Raw genomic sequence first — 15,673 nt, 5'->3', positions numbered from 1 at the left:
TCAGACCGCAACATAACCGGCATTATGTGTTGCAACACATAATGCCGGCTACAAAGCCAGCTTCCAGCAAGGCATCACGGAAATCGGCTGCCTGGCCCACGCCCGCCGCAAGTTTTTCGATTTGCACGCGACGAATAAAAGCCAACTGGCTGAGCAGGCGCTGCACTCAATTGGCGGGTTGTACGAAATTGAACGGCAAGCGCGGGAAATGACCGACGAAAATCGCTGGCGAATACGCCAGGAAAAAGCAGCCCCCCTGATCGACGCACTGCATACCTGGATGTTGGCCCAGCGCGATCTTGTGCCCGAAGGGTCGGCCATCGCCAAAGCTCTGGATTACAGCCTCAAACGCTGGACGGCACTGACTCGATATCTCGAGGACGGGGCTGTGCCCATAGATAATAATGCGGTCGAAAATCAGATAAGGCCGTGGGCACTTGGACGCTCGAACTGGTTGTTCGCCGGGTCGCTACGCAGCGGTAAGCGGGCAGCTGCGATCATGAGCTTGATCCAGTCAGCCCGCATGAATGGGCATGATCCTTATGCGTATCTCAAAGATGTGTTGATGCGCCTGCCGACGCAGCGGGCAAGTGAGATCGACCAACTGCTGCCGCATCAGTGGGTGCCGGCCTAACTTACGCAAGGTGAGTTGGGCAGACGCTTACAAATATAGCCCTGAAATAAAGGCTTGGGTGAAAGACGAAAAGGCAAAAAGGCAAAAAGAACTGGGTGCGAAATTACACCCTACTTGACCTCCCGTTTGTGTTGCATATGACCACCCATTTGCATTGGACCTGACCAGTCATGTGCACCGTATTTGACCTGCAAGATACGTGGAGACATGAGCGGCAGAGAACGGCCAGAAGGGGCCATTCGAAGGTGTCTACGAATCTAGGGACGATTCAAGTTATAGAGCGAATCAATTTCAAAGTCTTTGCCAAGTCGAATGCTATTGAGCGGCGCTGTCTGAAAGCACGTTGTGTATCCTGCTCCAGAGGAGTCACAGGATCCTCCATGACTTCAACTCCCATGACCTCTAGGTGATCATCCTTGAGCAGCAGATGGAAATTAAAGTCGCAAAGTCATCGGTTGCTCGCTTCATCAATCCGTCTGTTGATCAGAAACTGCTTACCTCGAACAGCAAATTCACGCTTCAGTGTCATCCTCCTATACCCCCTCCATTTCATATCTGTTCCTTTAGATTCTTGAAAGCTGTAATGAGCGTCCCCTTCTAGGGCCTCGGCCCCAGTTTATGGCCGAGGCTAGGGGCGATTCATGATGAGGATGATTGTAGTGGACCCCGTATTGAATCTGATCGAACAGCCACATCGGAGTGAATCCCTGATTGCCAGGCGCTGCACGGTTGACGGGAAACTGGCCTACCGCTTCGACATTCACCTTCAAGGCGAATCGGAAACGGTGTTCTTCGACTTCTGACGAAGACAGCCTCCCCTATACGGGGAGGCTGCTTGAGAGACAGGAACGTTATCTACCGTTGGGCCAATCACAAAGGTAGCGGCCGGTCTTGAATGACCCGCTTCATGACCAGGGTCGAGGTGAGCCGTTGCACATTAGGCAATGTCGAGAGGCTCTCATCGTAAAGCCGTTGAAAGGCGGGCAAGTCCTGGGCAACGACTGCAGTAGATAGTCCGGCTCCCCAAACAACCGCTGGGCATCGACCACCTGGGGTATATCAATGAGCGCCGCCTCGAACGCCTCGACGGCTTGCCGGTCACCCTCGCGGAGCGTGGCAAATACCATTGCAGAAAAATTCAGGCCCAATGCACCGGGATCAAGCTGCGCGCGATAGCCCAGCAATACACCGGAGTCCTCCAGTGCCCGCACTCGCCGATGACAGGGTGAAAGGCTCAAGCCCACACGTTCGGCAAGTTCAGTGACCGAAAGGCGGCCATCCTTTTGCAATTCGGCAAGAATCTTCCGGTCAGTTCTGTCCATGCAGAATAATCTCCCTCATCACAACGAAAACACGACCATCTTTGAAAGTTAATTCTAACAACATTTCATTAATCTTCCTCCATCCATTAACAGCCGTACTCATCTTCAGGAAACAAGAGGGACGGCCATTGATATGAGAGGCGGGACGATGAACAACGCGATGATTGATCAACGGGCGCGGGTGGCGCCATGACCTTCAGTGTCTTTTTTGCCTTCTGGGCGGTGTCGTTTCTGTTCGTCGTGACGCCCGGGGCGGATTGGGCCTACGCGATATCCGCCGGCTTGAAGCATCGCGTTGTCATACCGGCTGTGGGCGGACTGTTATTCGGCCACTTGATTGCCACAGTGGTGGTAGCCGCGGGTGTTGGCACCCTGGTCGCCAACCATCCTGGGGTCATGTCAGTGCTGACGGTGGCCGGGGCGGGTTATCTGCTGTGGCTGGGCATCAACATGCTCGCCCGTCCCTCCACACCCCACTCCGATGAAGTTCAGGCGTCAGGCTCATGGCTGCGCTGGGCGCTCAAGGGGCTTTGCGTCAGCGGCTTGAATCCGAAAGTGTTCCTGCTGTTCCTTGCGCTCTTGCCTCAGTTTGCCGACGCCACTGCCCCCTGGCCCGTACCGACGCAGATGATTGCGCTCGGGCTCGTCCACACCGTCAGTTGTGGCGTCATTTATCTCCTGGTCGGATTTGGCTCACAGGTTGTTCTTCGGGCACGCCCAGCTGCCGCTCAGTGGGTCAGTCGTTTCTCCGGAGCGAGCATGATCATCATCGCCGTGACGCTGTTTACCGAACGGATGCCGGGTTAATTTCGGGCACTGGTCATTCAGGTGTGCTGCCAGGAACTGAAGAACGTGAGCATCTCACACAAATGCTCTTTAACGGCGACCCCTGATTCCATCCGAACCCGGCACACTCGCCCGTGCGCGGACCTGGCCGCGCTCGAGACGTCATCGCAGACTATTCTTGATCTGGGTAATCGACCGGTCGCACCGAAGGAGGTCACTCGTTTATACACTGTGTCCTTTTCGAAACCCGCCGCGGTTCGATCTGATGCATGAAGGCAAATCGATCCGCGCCGTCATCGAGTTCCGATGAACTACCGGTCTGGGGCACGGCCCCAGGCACTTTTGTCTGACCCCCTGAAACGGAGACGCCAGCATGAGCACCTTGCAACTTCACCCAGCACTGGACAATGGTATCCAACCCGCCGCCGCGAATTTCGCAGGTGGCACCCTGCAATGCCTGTGTGCGACCGACAAGGTCGAGGTCAAGATCGACGCACAAACTCTGCATAACCACGCATGCGGTTGCAGCAAATGCTGGAAACCACAAAACGCGACATTCGCCGTCATCGCCGTGGTGCCTCGAGATAAGGTCAGCGTCATTGCCCACGGCGAAAAACTGGCGATTGTCGACGAATCCGCGACCATCCAGCGCCACGCCTGCAAGCAGTGTCACGCCCATCTCTTTGGGCGCATCGAGAACAAGGACCATGCGTTTTATGGCCTGGACTTCGTCCACACCGAGCTTTCACCACAGAGCGGATGGGCTGCGCCGGGATTCGCGGCGTTCGTGTCCTCCATCATCGAAACCGGCACACCGCCAGCGCAAATGAAGGCTATCCGCGAGCGCTTGCGCTCGATCGGCCTGGAACCCTATGACTGCCTGTCCCCGGACTTGATGGACGCACTGGCGACTCATGTCGCCAAACAGAAAGGCCTGCTCCCCGCCGCCTGATTGATCGGTCGCCGCGGTTTCCTTCCCGGACCGCGGCTCCGATGCACCTTTGATGTTGTGCGCCCCACATAATTAACTGGGGGCTGTGGGCATCAAGACAACGGGTTACGCCAGCTTTCAATTCCGCTCGTACCAGTTTTGTACCACACTGGGAAATACCCGGATTGATCCAGACTTGAATGAAATCACGCGGGAGAAAAACACCATGTCCCTCGCTCCCGAAAATCTGTTGGCCCTGGCTTTGGGTGTCCTCTTTGGCACTGCCGTGTGCGGACAAGGGGTAGCGGACACCGATTCCCCACCGGCAATACTTCCACTGGAATCCGAGACTGCGCCAAAACTCATTGCCTACCCGCCGCTTGCCGAGCCACTCGCCCGCGGTGTTGTCATTATCCAGTACCGAACAGAGCACGCCAGGATCATGCCGGTATTTGGCAAAGCGGCTGTTGATGTATCACCACGTCTCGGTCACCTCCACGTGACCGTCGACGACTGGAAAGGTACATGGGCGCACACCAGCGAAGACCCGATTATCCTGGTCGGACTGACGCCCGGCACGCACAAGGTTCTTCTTGAAGTGGCCGACCCGACTCACAAAATTCTCACCAGTACGACAGTGAGTTTTATGGTTCCGCAGAAGAAACCAGCGGACGCTCCCCACATTGACGAGGCTCACGCAGTAAAACCATAACTGTTGAGTGTTCATAGCTAACTGCGGCAGTGTGAGTAGCCCCTGATTTCGAAAACACATCTGACTGACTGCTCAGCCGATTTCTGCCTTTCATGACCGTCAGTTCTGGGTTTTCCGCCATTTGCGACAGGTAACAATCGGCCACTAACGGACATTGACCAAGGGCCGCTTTCGGCCAGAACAATCATTTGAATGCGCCGAGAAAAAACGACAAGGAGGCACAAGGATCAAAAATGATCTGGTACCTAACAAACGTTTGATTCCCATTGTATTAGAAGACAGCCCCTTACGAGCTCATAGCCTGAGATGTTGTTTATCGTCAACGCCATGGACGATGAGAACTTCGCCTCAGCGGTCAAGGCTACGGGGCGCAAGAAACTGATCATCGCCGGGGTCACCAATGACGTCTGCACGGTCTATCCGGCGCTGAGCCTGGTGCGCGATGGTTATGAAGTACAGGTGGTTGCTGATGGCGGCGGTTCCCCTAGCGTAATGGCGGATGATATCGCCCTGCGCCGGATGGAAAAGGGCGGTGTGACGCTGACCACTACCAATCAGTTGATCGCGGAGCTCGCAGGAAGCTGGGCTACGCCCGAAGGTGGTCAGTTGGTACAAGTCCTGATGACGGCACTTCAAGGCTAAATACACCTGTGAGCGATTTGCAGAACCATGATGTGTGGTTCTGCAAATCCTCAGGTGGGCAAGAAGGCTCGCTCCTACTAGCTGTTCGAGGCTACCTCCGGCAGTTGCGGGTGCGAGCCACATTTGAGTCGACCTCTCATCGTCCGCATTGGGTTGAATCCACAGCCGAAAGCGGACGTTCCCAGGCACCTGCGAAGTTATGGCGATTTAGTCTTGGTCCGTGGGAAATCAGTGCTCGCCATTAATCTTTCGTGAACATACTCCTCAAATTGTTCCGCTGGCAGTGGCGGGGAAAACAGGAAGCCCTGGTAGGTCTGGCAGCCATGCTTGACCAGAAAGGTGCGCTGAGCTTCTGTCTCCACACCTTCTGCAATCACCGAAAGCCCCAATATCTGGCTCAGGCTCACAATCGCGCAGGCGATGGCGGCGTCGTTGGGATCAACCAGCACATCTCTGATGAAGGACCGGTCGATCTTGAGTTGATCCAGCGGAAGGCTCTTCAGGTATGACAGTGACGAGTAGCCGGTTCCGAAATCATCCAGCGAAAGGCCTATGCCGATCTCTTTCAACTCGATCATTTTGGCGACAGTACCTTCCATATCCTCTATCAGCAGGCCTTCGGTCAGTTCCAGTTTCAATTTCTTCGGATCGGCCCCCGTGTATCTCAGTACTTGCAGTACCTCCTCGACGAAGTCCGGATGGTGAAACTGGCGGGCGCTGACATTCACAGCCATACCCAGTCGGGCGGTTTCCGAATGCTTTGCCCAGGCAACCAGCTGAGTGCAGGCTGCCTGCAGCGCCCAACGGCCTAACGGCAGAATCAACCCCGTTTCCTCTGCCAATGGAATGAACTCGCCTGGAAACACGACTCCGCGCTCAGGATTCTGCCATCTCATCAGTGCCTCTGCGCCAATGATACGGCCCTCACTATTCACCTGCGGCTGGTAATGAAGAAGGAATTCGTTGTCCTGCAAGCCTTGGCGCAAGTCTACTTCCAGTCTGGCGCGTGCCGTGGCAACCGCCTGCATTTCCGGATCGAAGAAGCGCATGGTATTGCGGCCCGCCGCCTTGGCGCGATACATCGCCAGGTCAGCGCGCTTCATAAGATCGTCCACTGTGCTCAGCTGCCCCTGGAACAGCGCAATGCCGAGGCTGGGGGTGCTGTGGTGCTCATATCCATCCAACTGGTAGGAAATGTTCAGAGAGTTGAGAATCTTTTCGCCAATAGCCTTGGCCTGGATAGCTGCTTCTGGAGGATTCTCATTAAGGCCATCCAGCAGGACGACGAATTCGTCTCCGCCCAGGCGAGCCACGGTGTCGCCCTCGCGTATGCAGCCGCAAAGGCGCAGAGCAACTTGCTGCAGCAACATGTCGCCTCTGTCATGCCCCAGCGTGTCGTTCAGTGCCTTGAAGTTATCCAGGTCAATGAGAATTATCCCGCTCGTATGCAGGCTACGGGAGCTGCCCGCCAGCAGATGCTGTAACCGGTCCAACATGAGCCGCCTGTTGGCCAGCCCGGTCAACTGATCGTAGAAGGCCAAACGCTGGACCTCTTGCTCAGCGGTCTTACGGTGGGTGATGTCAGTATTGATCGACAGAACGGATTGCGGCTGGCCATCATCGTCTCGCACCAGGGTTCGATGACTTTCGAGCGTGATGGTGCGGCCATCCCGGCGTCGAAGTGTAACTTCGTCCGCCCAGTCACCCGTTTCTATCAGGCTGTTAGTGGCCGCATTGAAAGCGGCGCTACCCTGGTAGATCAACTCCTGTGCCGATTTGCCGAGTGCCTCTTCCTTTGACAGACCGTAGAGACGCTCGGCACTTTTGTTCCAGTACAGGATGCGGTTATCCATCCCGTGAACGACAATGGCGTCCTGGGCCTTGTCCAGCAGCGATGCTTGCTGGCGGGCCTGCTTCTCGCTTTCACGCAGCACTGCCAGATAACCTTCCCTTTCGGCTGCTTGCGACTCCATTTCGCGCCTGATCTTGCCCCCGTAGATAACGGCCGCACTGACCATCAGTAGCACGAACACCATGATCGCGTATTCGACCCGGCGCAGTTCTTCGACCGACTCAAGCTCCTCCTCCAGGAGCTTGCTTTGAATCAGGCCAACGCGATCCCGAACGGTACTGAGTGAGGCGAGCAACAGGGCAAACTTCCTGTCCATCGTTGCCATGCGTTTGCCGGCATTATCCGACTGCCCCTCCCTGAAGTAGGAAAAGATCAGCAAGGCCTCGTTCACCATTTCGACCATCGCGGCATCAACTGCACCCACCTCATCCTTCAATGCAAGGGTAAAGGCTTGTATATCTGCACTGTGTTCAGCCTCATTGGCGATCCGTACTTCCAACTGTTTTTTGGCCATTGCCAAATGCTCGTTGAAGGCGCGCAAGGCTTCATTCATGTTCCGCGATTCGGCTTCAACATTATGTGTATCGAACACATTATTGCCCGGCGCATTGACTGTGGAAGCCAGGCTGCCCAGCGTTGAATAGCTCGACAGCTGTTGGACCCACGACTGGTTTGCCTTGATGGAGCGGTGATAGGTATCGACGATCAGGTGATTCAATAGCACGCTCAGCACAACAACCAGCACGTCGAATCCCGCAAGAAAAAAGTACATGCGGTGCCATTTGGTCGAGCGCGGCTTATTTGAACTGGTGGGTATGGCTTGCTTTGCGGCGCTTTTCTTCCTGAAAGAATCCATTTCACAATCTCCAAACATAATCCTTCTAAATTGACCAATAGAAGCGGTACTCGGAAACCAGTTAACCTTTTGTGCCGACACCTGAACCTGAGAACACACCGCACGTAGCATTAGCCAAATTTTTTCTCTGTTCTGGATTCACGCTGGTTTTCGTGAGCGAAGCTACCGAGACAAGCAATAGCTACCGAAGCTATACGTCTTAAGTGTCACGCCAACCAACTATTCGACACTAAGCAATGCATTTGGCGATGCTGATTTCATGGTGAAATTTTTTACTCTCGAAAGCAGTCTCTTAACATTTCGGCGATAAAACGAAATCATTTTCATTTGTTGTGTTTGACATCATCGTTTCAGGTAACGATTCTCCTCGCTCTCCATTGTAGAACTGAACGTCGGCAATCACTTTTGCCAAATGTTCTGTTCCTTTCAATTTCCTCAGCCTCGTTCTGCGCCTCTGGCGAGCGTGCAGACCTTGGCCAGCATGTCTGGGGTGAGCATATCCCCGTTTTCGCAGTGCCCAGCCGCACCGTAGCGAAAGTCGATTCGATCCTGAGTGATCCCAACAGATCTAGTCCAAACCCTGCGCCTGCAGGTGCAGGGTTTGCTCCATGTCTTCCCGAGTGTCGTTGCGGATTTGCGCCCCTGAACTGGATGCTTCACGCAGAATAGTCGGGTGACATAGGGCACGTTGCGGGTCATTTCCGCGCAGCCTGCCGGACTGCCTGATGAGTTTCGACAGCAGACCAAGCATAGCCACTAATTTGCCATTATTCTGTTCGCCGACTGCTCCAGGTCGGTAGCAGCCCTTGATGGTCGGCAGCTTTCGGCCAAAAGCAGCCGGCGGTCGTTGCATTACGATTGTCGCCGGCGTTTGGCTAAGCTTAATAAATCAGGGCGAACCGAAACCTTGAGTGATAGCGGCCATCAACGGATCCGGATTGGCATCAAGGCGGCACTCCCGAGGGAGACGACTATGTATGCGGTGATAAGAACCTACCTGGGTACTGGAGCAAAGGAGCTTTTCGAACTGTTGGAAAAGCGCAATGCCGACGTCGAAGCGACCCTGCGGACAGTGCCTGGCCTCGTCAACTACACACTGTTGAATACGGGTGATGGTGGTACAGCGGTGACTGTTTGCACGGACAAGGCCGGCAGCGATGCGAGCCTGAAAGTCGCGCGTGAATGGATTCAGAAAAATGCATCGAACATCCACGCAAACCCGCCAATCGTGACGGAAGGTCCGGTCATTGTGCAGATCAGCTAGCGACCGGTCCGCAGGGTGGTGAGTGCTATACTTTTTCCAGATTGCACGGGGTGTGCAACGTTCCCCACAGTACAGCTACCAACTGCTGCCGGACAGAGGAGGTCTACAGCAAACCCGAGACGGGAGGTGTGGCATGAACCGACACTATTACATCAGTGACAATCTCAACGATCTTGAAAACGTTGAATATGAATTGGAAGCTGGCGGCATCAATTCCGAACAGATTCATGTGCTCAGTGAAAAAGTTGCTGATGTAGAAGAACATCACCTCCACGAGATCAGTTCGCTAATGGAACAGGATGCTGTTCACTCTGGTGAGATTGGTGCGGTGATCGGCGTGCCACTCGCAGCGCTGGTCCTGGGTGGCGCCTATTGGATGGGCTGGACCGAATCCGCCGCAGGCTGGATGCCCTTTATCTTCCTTGCCATTGTTGTATTGGGCTTCTGCATCTGGGAAGGCGGTTTTTTTGGATTCCAGGTGCCGAACACTCACTTCCGCAATTTCAAGCAGGCAGTAAAAGAAGGCAAACATATCTTCTTCGTGGATGTTGAACCGAATCAGGAATCGGTACTGGACCAGGTCATCAAACAGCATCCAAAGCTGAAGGTCGCCGGCACGGGAGCGGCAGCCCCACACTGGACAGTGGCCTGGCAGCATAAATGGCATCAGTTCAAGCGAGTGATATCCGGTTAGCGCCTGGAGACTCCAGGCCATCCGAAAGCTGCTTACTGGCCAAAGGAAATGACCCGGCTGAGGAATACATAGTCTGCCTCGGTGGCCATCAGCCCGATGAGCACCAGTAAACACAAAGGTGGCACCAATATGGCGTAGACCAATGCCAGGCGCTCCCATGCCATATGCATGAAGATGGAGACAATCAAACCTGCCTTCAACAACATGAAAGTGATAATCAGGGACCAGCGAAGGTAGCCATGGAAGTGGAAATAGTCGACAAGGTACGACAGCGTGCTGAGGACGAATAACAGCCCCCAGATTTTAAGGTACAAACTGATTGGATGTTGCTGACCCTGAGCATGTGCCATCACCCGTGCTCCTCTACCATAAATAGAAGAATGCAAAAATAAATACCCACACCAAATCCACGAAGTGCCAGTAAAGCCCGGCTATCTCGACGTTCTGATAGTTTCCGGAGCGCTCATAGTCTCCGCGCCATACTTTCAGCGCCACAATGCTGAGGTAGAGGGCACCGATTGACACATGCAGTCCGTGAAAACCGGTAATCATGAAAAAGCTGGCGCCAAATTGCGCCGCTCCCATGGGGTTCCCCCAGGGACGCACCCCTTCTGCGATGAGCTTGCTCCATTCAAATGCCTGCATGCCGACGAAAGTCACCCCCAAGGCAGCGGTCGCCAGCATCAGGGCCGTGGTTTTCGCGCGATTACGCCGATAGGCGAAATTGACGGCCATGGCCATGGTGCCGCTGCTACTGATCAGCACAAAAGTCATGATGGCGATCAGAATAAGCGGGATTTCCCTGCCGCCGATCGTCAATGCGAACACTTCACTGGGGTTCGGCCAGGCGCTGGTGATAGTCATGCGTACCGACATGTAGCCGGTTAGAAAACAGGTGAATATAAACGTGTCGCTGAGCAGGAATATCCACATCATCGCCTTGCCCCAAGGGACCTGCTTGAAGGCCTCTTTATCCGAGGACCAATCGCTGGCGATGCCCTGCCATCCCGGTGCAGGCGGCGAACCTGGTGGATTGGATGAACTGATCTCGGCTTGGGCTTGGGCTTGGGCTTGGGCTTGTGGGTGCAATGCCATGGCTGTTCACCTCAGGCCGCAGAATCTGGCGATGGCTTCATAGGTTTGCGGCGTGCTGGCCAGCAGCGCGAATAGCACGAACCAAAGGCCCAGCAAGTAATGCCAATAGATGGCACAGAGCTCTACGCTGGCGCTGAGTTGTGCCAGTGGCACATGACGCAGAAATTTAGCGACGATCCAGCACCAGGCGATCAGCCCGCCCAGCAAGTGGAGCCCATGCAGGCCGGTCAACAGGTAGAAGAAACTGTTGGCTGGATTGCTGGCGACAAAGTAGCCCCAGGCGACAAACTGCTGCCAGAGCCAGAGTTGCCCCGCCAGAAAGGCAATGGCCAAGACACCCCCCGATGCAAAACCAATGACAGTTGCGCCCAGCCGAGCCTTTCGGGCAGCCATACGCGAGCACTGCAGTGCGATGCAACTCAATACCAGAAAAGCCGAATTCAACCAGAGCGGCCGGAGATTGCCTAACGGTGCCAAAGGCTCTGTCAGGGGTAGCCAGTCGGCCATCTGTGAACGGGCAATAAAGGCGATCAGGAAGAGGAAGAATAACGAACTCACCACCACCAGAAACAAGCGCAGGCCTACCCTTGCGGTTTGCCTTCTATCGGCATCCTCGGCAGCGTGAATACCCTCAGGGTCGCGACTCCAGCTGCCGCCGGGATCAGCGCCGTCGGCGTTTCTCAATAGCAGCCTGTTCATGTCTTGATGTCCGCCTTGGTTCCGGCACTCAGTTGCCGCATCTGCTCCAACTCCTCGGCGGAAACCGTTTGCGGAACGAAATCCTGCTCTATCCCCGGCACGCTGTAGTCATAGGCCCAGCGATGCACGACCGGCAATTTCTCTCCCCAGTTACCGTGTTTCGGCGGGGTGTCCGGTGTTTGCCATTCCAGGCTGGCTGCGCCCCAGGGATTACTGCCTGCCGGTTTGCCCTTGAATGCACTCCAGGTCAGGTTGAACAGGAACAGCAACTGGGAAACGCCGACAATCAATGCGATCACCGTAATGAAGGCATTCAAGTCTTGCGCGGACTGCGGGATGAACGCGTAGTTTTCATAGGCGTAGTAGCGACGTGGCATGCCCTGGAAACCCAGGTAGTGCATCGGGAAGAAGATGGCGTAGGTGCCCAGAAAGGTAATCCAGAAATGCAGCTTGCCCAGGGTGTCGTTCCACATGCGCCCGGTGACTTTCGGGAACCAGTGATAAATGCCGCCGAACACCACCAGGACCGGGGCGACCCCCATGACCATATGAAAATGGGCCACGACGAAATAGGTGTCCGAGAGCGGGATATCCACGATCACATTGCCGAGAAACAACCCGGTCAGACCGCCGACCAGGAAGGTGACGATAAAGGCCAGGGCAAACAGCATCGGCACGGTCAGGTGGATGTCGCCGCGCCACAGGGTCAGTACCCAGTTATAGACTTTCAGCGCGGTTGGCACCGCGATGATCAACGTGGTGACGGCGAAGAAAAAGCCAAAGTACGGGTTCATTCCACTGACATACATATGGTGCGCCCAGACCACAAAACTCAGTACGCCAATCGCAATAATGGCCCACACCATCATTCGGTAACCGAAGATGTTTTTACGCGCATGGGTACTGATCAAGTCGGAGACCAGGCCAAACGCCGGGAGAGCAACGATATAGACCTCCGGGTGACCGAAGAACCAGAACAGGTGCTGGAACAGTATCGGGCTGCCACCCTGGTGATCGAGCTGCTGCCCCAGCGAGATCATCGCCGGCATGAAGAAGCTGGTGCCCAACAGCTTGTCGAACAGCATCATGACCGCACTGACAAACAACGCCGGGAAGGCCAGCAAGGCCATGATCGAGGCCATGAAGATGCCCCATACCGAGAGCGGCATGCGAAACAAGGTCATGCCGTGCGTGCGCGCCTGCAACACCGTGGTGACGTAGTTCAACCCGCCCATGGTGGCCGCGACAATAAAAATCGCCAGTGAGACCAGCATCAGGACAATGCCCCACTCAACCCCCGGTGTCCCCTGGGTAATGGACTGTGGCGGATAGAGCGTCCAGCCGGAACCTGTGGGGCCGCCAGGGACAAAAAAACTGCTGAGCAACACCAGTACCGCCACCAGGTAAAACCAGTAGCTGAGCATGTTGACGTAGGGGAAGACCATGTCGCGGGCGCCCACCATCAGCGGGATCAGATAGTTGCCGAAGCCCCCCAGAAACAAGGCCGTGAGCAAGTAAATGACCATGATCATGCCGTGCATGGTCATCGCCTGATAGTAAGCACTGGCGTCCATGAACGCCAAACTGCCGGGGAAGCCTATCTGCATGCGCATCAAGCCGGACAACACCAGAGCGATAAGCCCCACGAAGATGGCCGTCAACGAATACTGAATGGCTATGACCTTGTGGTCCTGACTCCAGATGTATCTGGTCAGGAAACTTTTGGGCTCGTGCAGTGCTTCTGTTTCGGCTTGCTCCGCATAGGCCATCACGTCATCCTCCTGCCGAAGTTTCAGTGTATTCCTGGCTGCTTTACGGCTACTTCCCTGGCTCCGCCTTGGTCGCATCAGCGTCAGCATTGGCTTTGGATTTGATAAAAGCGATCAGTGCATTGAGCTCCTCGTCACTCGGAGCCAAGGCCGGCATGACGGCTGCATAGCCTTTGACGATTTTGGCGCTGGGGTTAAGAATCGAATCTTTGATATAGCCCTCATCGACCTTTACGCTCGTATCGTCGGCAAGGGTTTGCGTCTTGCCATACAGGCCCTGCCAGCTGGGGCCGACGCCCTTGTTGCCATCGACACTGTGGCAGGCCAGACAGCCGAGCGACCCGGCCAGTCGCTGTCCCTGCGCCACCAGGTCTTCACCCGGGCTCGACGCTTCGCCCGTCGAAGGTTCATCGTCTTGCCCCGCAGCACCCAGTGATTTGATCAGGGCGATGACGGCACCCAGTTCATCGTCCTTGAGAGTATAGGCCACCATGACCGGCGGGTAGCCCTGTACCAATCGGGCCTTCGGATCGAGAATCGACTCTTTCAGGTAGGCCTCGTCGACCTGCACACTGGTGCCATCGGCAAGTTGTTCAGTGCGGCCGTACAGCCCCTTCCATCCCGGGCCGAGACTGGCACCGCCATCCTGGCTATGGCAGGCCTTGCAGCCGAGTTGTTCGACCAACTGGCGGCCTTTTTCCAGCACGCTATCTCGACCGGGTTTGGCAGTTGTCGTCAATGTCTGCGCAAAAGTCGGCTGGCCTTTGAGCCATTGATCGAAGACGCCCTGCTCTTCCACGATCATATGGCCGCGCATGTTGTAATGACCTACGCCACAAAACTCAGCGCAAAGGACTTCGTATTTTCCGGTTTTAGTCGGCGTAAACCAAAAGTACGACACCATCCCTGGCACCATATCCATCTTGCTGCGAATTTGCGGTACATAGAAATCGTGCAGGACATCTTTAGCGCGCAGCAAGACTTTCACCGGCCGGTCGAGCGGAAGGCGAACTTCATTGTTCATTACAAGCACATCGTCCTGCCCTGCGGGATCCTTGGGATCAACACCGAGGGGATTGGCGGAATCGACAAACCTGATATCCGACTTGCCCAACTTCCCGTCCTGGCCGGGAAAACGAAAGGCCCACTGCCATTGCTGGGCGACCACTTCAAGTTCGTAAGCCTCTTTCGGCACCCGGACGAAATCGTTGTAGACAACCAGGCCTGGCGCCAACATCCCGGCAATACCTACCGAGGTAACGATAATCAACCACAGTTCCAGCTTTTTGTTTTCTGGCTGGTAGGCCGCCCTGGCACCCTCCTTGTGACGATACCGCATCACCGCTACCGCCATGAATACCGTGATGGCAATGAAAAATATGCCGCTGATGATCAGGGTGATGAACAGGGTGGTGTCTATGGAACCCCAGTTGGAAGCTGCCGGCGTCGCATGCCAAGGCGCCAGTATGTGAAATAGCACTGATGCAATAACGATTAGTATCAGGACAATTGCTATTGCCATTTCCTCTTCATCCTATTCCTGTTGTTCATTGGGTATGCAAAAAGCATCGCCGCTGACGTCCAAGCAGGGCAGGCAAATACCACCCGTCCGGGCGGCAAAGTCAGTAGGAAGTATAGAGCCCATCGGATGTACCGTGAGGTTGGCAGGCGAGGCCCGGCGACCGGCTATACTGAATTTCTGATGACGAACAGCAGAGATTGGCCAGAAGCGGCGCCAAAAATCGAACCCTGCCCTTGTGCAGTCATCAAACATGAGTGATGGCATCGAGCAGGAACGATAGCTACAGATTCCAGCAATCCACATGGGAGGTTTCGTCATGAGTGCCCTGACGATCGAAGGCTGGTGCAAAACCGGCAACGCCCAGAAGTCCACCCCGATGGGGGAAGTCCATTTCTATGTCGACGGACCTCTCCATGTCCGCCTGGAGGAGGCCGAAGAGCGCTTGCAGAAGACCCACGAGCGGGAAGCCATGGTCGATGTCGATATGGACTCGATGGATTTGATCATGCCCGAGGGATACGCCCCCTTGTCCGACTGCCAGATGCGCGTCTATCTGCACGACGAACGCGGTCAGTTCCATCTGGTTGGACACCGAGCGAGTGACGGCAGCTTGATCTACACCAATGCGGTGTTGATTGATCAACTGCTTGAGTAGCGGTTACATGATTCCCGGCATCGGAGTTTCTCCGCGGGATAGTGTGCGGTGCCGAAAACTCACTGGTCTTTTAGACAGAATTCAGTGTGTTGCTTCGACCGGTTGAAACTACAGACAGAAGCGATCGGTGAAACAGGGCCGCTACTCTCTCCATAAATGGGGGACTACACCCACCCAACCAGGCGTTTGCCACCAAATTTGAGGAATATTCCCCCCTCCCCCTTTCTCTCGCTTGAAGCC

The 15,673-nt window shown here is 55.3% G+C and carries 12 protein-coding genes and 4 pseudogenes; 9 read left to right on the top strand and 7 right to left on the bottom strand.

All coding sequences use genetic code 11. The annotated features are described in order from the left end of the window. Nucleotides 1-43: 43 nt before the first annotated feature. Nucleotides 44-634 (top strand): annotated as a pseudogene (gene tnpC, locus AC3IX1_RS11690) (IS66 family transposase); the annotation flags it as partial. 665 nt (nucleotides 635-1,299) lie between these two features. Further along, nucleotides 1,300-1,437, top strand: a pseudogene (locus AC3IX1_RS11685) (protocatechuate 3,4-dioxygenase subunit alpha); the annotation flags it as partial. 67 nt (nucleotides 1,438-1,504) lie between these two features. Here AC3IX1_RS11685 and AC3IX1_RS11680 read toward each other — a convergent pair. Next, nucleotides 1,505-1,956: pseudogene (locus tag AC3IX1_RS11680) on the bottom strand (Lrp/AsnC family transcriptional regulator). Between the two features lie 189 nt (nucleotides 1,957-2,145). Between AC3IX1_RS11680 and AC3IX1_RS11675 the strand changes: the two are divergent. From AC3IX1_RS11675 to AC3IX1_RS11660, 4 genes and pseudogenes are all read left to right on the top strand, one after another. Continuing rightward, nucleotides 2,146-2,763 carry a LysE family translocator gene (locus tag AC3IX1_RS11675; protein ID WP_489388295.1) on the top strand — a complete coding sequence of 206 codons (618 nt, stop codon included), beginning with the start codon at nucleotides 2,146-2,148 and terminating at the stop codon, nucleotides 2,761-2,763. A gap of 352 nt (nucleotides 2,764-3,115) precedes the next feature. Beyond that, nucleotides 3,116-3,694 carry an S-(hydroxymethyl)glutathione synthase gene (gene gfa, locus AC3IX1_RS11670; RefSeq protein WP_489388294.1) on the top strand — a complete coding sequence of 193 codons (579 nt, stop codon included), beginning with the start codon at nucleotides 3,116-3,118 and terminating at the stop codon, nucleotides 3,692-3,694. Nucleotides 3,695-3,899: 205 nt separating this feature from the next. After that, complete coding sequence (locus tag AC3IX1_RS11665; protein ID WP_489388722.1) at nucleotides 3,900-4,385, top strand: DUF6130 family protein; 486 nt, start codon at nucleotides 3,900-3,902, stop codon at nucleotides 4,383-4,385. A gap of 309 nt (nucleotides 4,386-4,694) precedes the next feature. Beyond that, nucleotides 4,695-5,027, top strand: a pseudogene (locus AC3IX1_RS11660) (isochorismatase family protein); the annotation flags it as partial. A 197-nt stretch (nucleotides 5,028-5,224) separates the two neighbouring features. Here the strand turns inward: AC3IX1_RS11660 and AC3IX1_RS11655 are convergent. Further along, complete coding sequence (locus tag AC3IX1_RS11655; RefSeq protein WP_489388293.1) at nucleotides 5,225-7,735, bottom strand: putative bifunctional diguanylate cyclase/phosphodiesterase; 2,511 nt, start codon at nucleotides 7,733-7,735, stop codon at nucleotides 5,225-5,227. A 973-nt stretch (nucleotides 7,736-8,708) separates the two neighbouring features. Here AC3IX1_RS11655 and AC3IX1_RS11650 point away from each other — a divergent pair. Both AC3IX1_RS11650 and AC3IX1_RS11645 read left to right on the top strand, forming a co-directional pair. After that, complete coding sequence (locus tag AC3IX1_RS11650) at nucleotides 8,709-8,999, top strand: hypothetical protein (RefSeq protein WP_489388292.1); 291 nt, start codon at nucleotides 8,709-8,711, stop codon at nucleotides 8,997-8,999. A 133-nt stretch (nucleotides 9,000-9,132) separates the two neighbouring features. Next, the gene (locus AC3IX1_RS11645) at nucleotides 9,133-9,693 is read left to right on the top strand and encodes a magnesium transporter (protein ID WP_489388291.1); all 561 of its coding nucleotides are present in this window, start codon (nucleotides 9,133-9,135) and stop codon (nucleotides 9,691-9,693) included. A gap of 32 nt (nucleotides 9,694-9,725) precedes the next feature. Here AC3IX1_RS11645 and AC3IX1_RS11640 read toward each other — a convergent pair whose 3' ends face one another. The 5 genes from AC3IX1_RS11640 to AC3IX1_RS11620 are packed head-to-tail and all read right to left on the bottom strand — an operon-like array spanning nucleotide 9,726 to nucleotide 14,778. Next, on the bottom strand, nucleotides 9,726-10,043 hold the full coding sequence (locus tag AC3IX1_RS11640; protein WP_489316126.1) for a cytochrome C oxidase subunit IV family protein: 318 nt from the start codon (nucleotides 10,041-10,043) through the stop codon (nucleotides 9,726-9,728). 13 nt (nucleotides 10,044-10,056) lie between these two features. Further along, entirely contained in the window at nucleotides 10,057-10,788 is a 732-nt protein-coding gene (locus tag AC3IX1_RS11635) for a heme-copper oxidase subunit III family protein (RefSeq protein WP_489388290.1), read from the bottom strand. Nucleotides 10,789-10,794: 6 nt separating this feature from the next. After that, a complete protein-coding gene (locus AC3IX1_RS11630; RefSeq protein WP_489388289.1) occupies nucleotides 10,795-11,487 on the bottom strand; it encodes a cytochrome c oxidase subunit 3 in 693 nt (230 codons plus the stop codon). Further along, nucleotides 11,484-13,256 (bottom strand): cytochrome c oxidase subunit I, encoded by a 1,773-nt coding sequence (gene ctaD / locus AC3IX1_RS11625; RefSeq protein ID WP_489388721.1) that lies wholly within the window; start codon nucleotides 13,254-13,256, stop codon nucleotides 11,484-11,486. The genes AC3IX1_RS11630 and ctaD overlap by 4 nt, the downstream gene beginning before the upstream one ends. A gap of 49 nt (nucleotides 13,257-13,305) precedes the next feature. After that, a complete protein-coding gene (locus tag AC3IX1_RS11620) occupies nucleotides 13,306-14,778 on the bottom strand; it encodes a c-type cytochrome (protein ID WP_489388288.1) in 1,473 nt (490 codons plus the stop codon). Between the two features lie 316 nt (nucleotides 14,779-15,094). On the opposite strand from AC3IX1_RS11620, the gene AC3IX1_RS11615 reads away from it, so the two are divergent. Then, entirely contained in the window at nucleotides 15,095-15,433 is a 339-nt protein-coding gene (locus AC3IX1_RS11615) for a hypothetical protein (RefSeq protein WP_489388287.1), read from the top strand. Nucleotides 15,434-15,673: the final 240 nt, after the last annotated feature.

Source organism: Pseudomonas sp. KH_046_2 (assembly GCF_057838985.1).
This window is presented reverse-complemented; position numbering and strand designations above follow the sequence as displayed.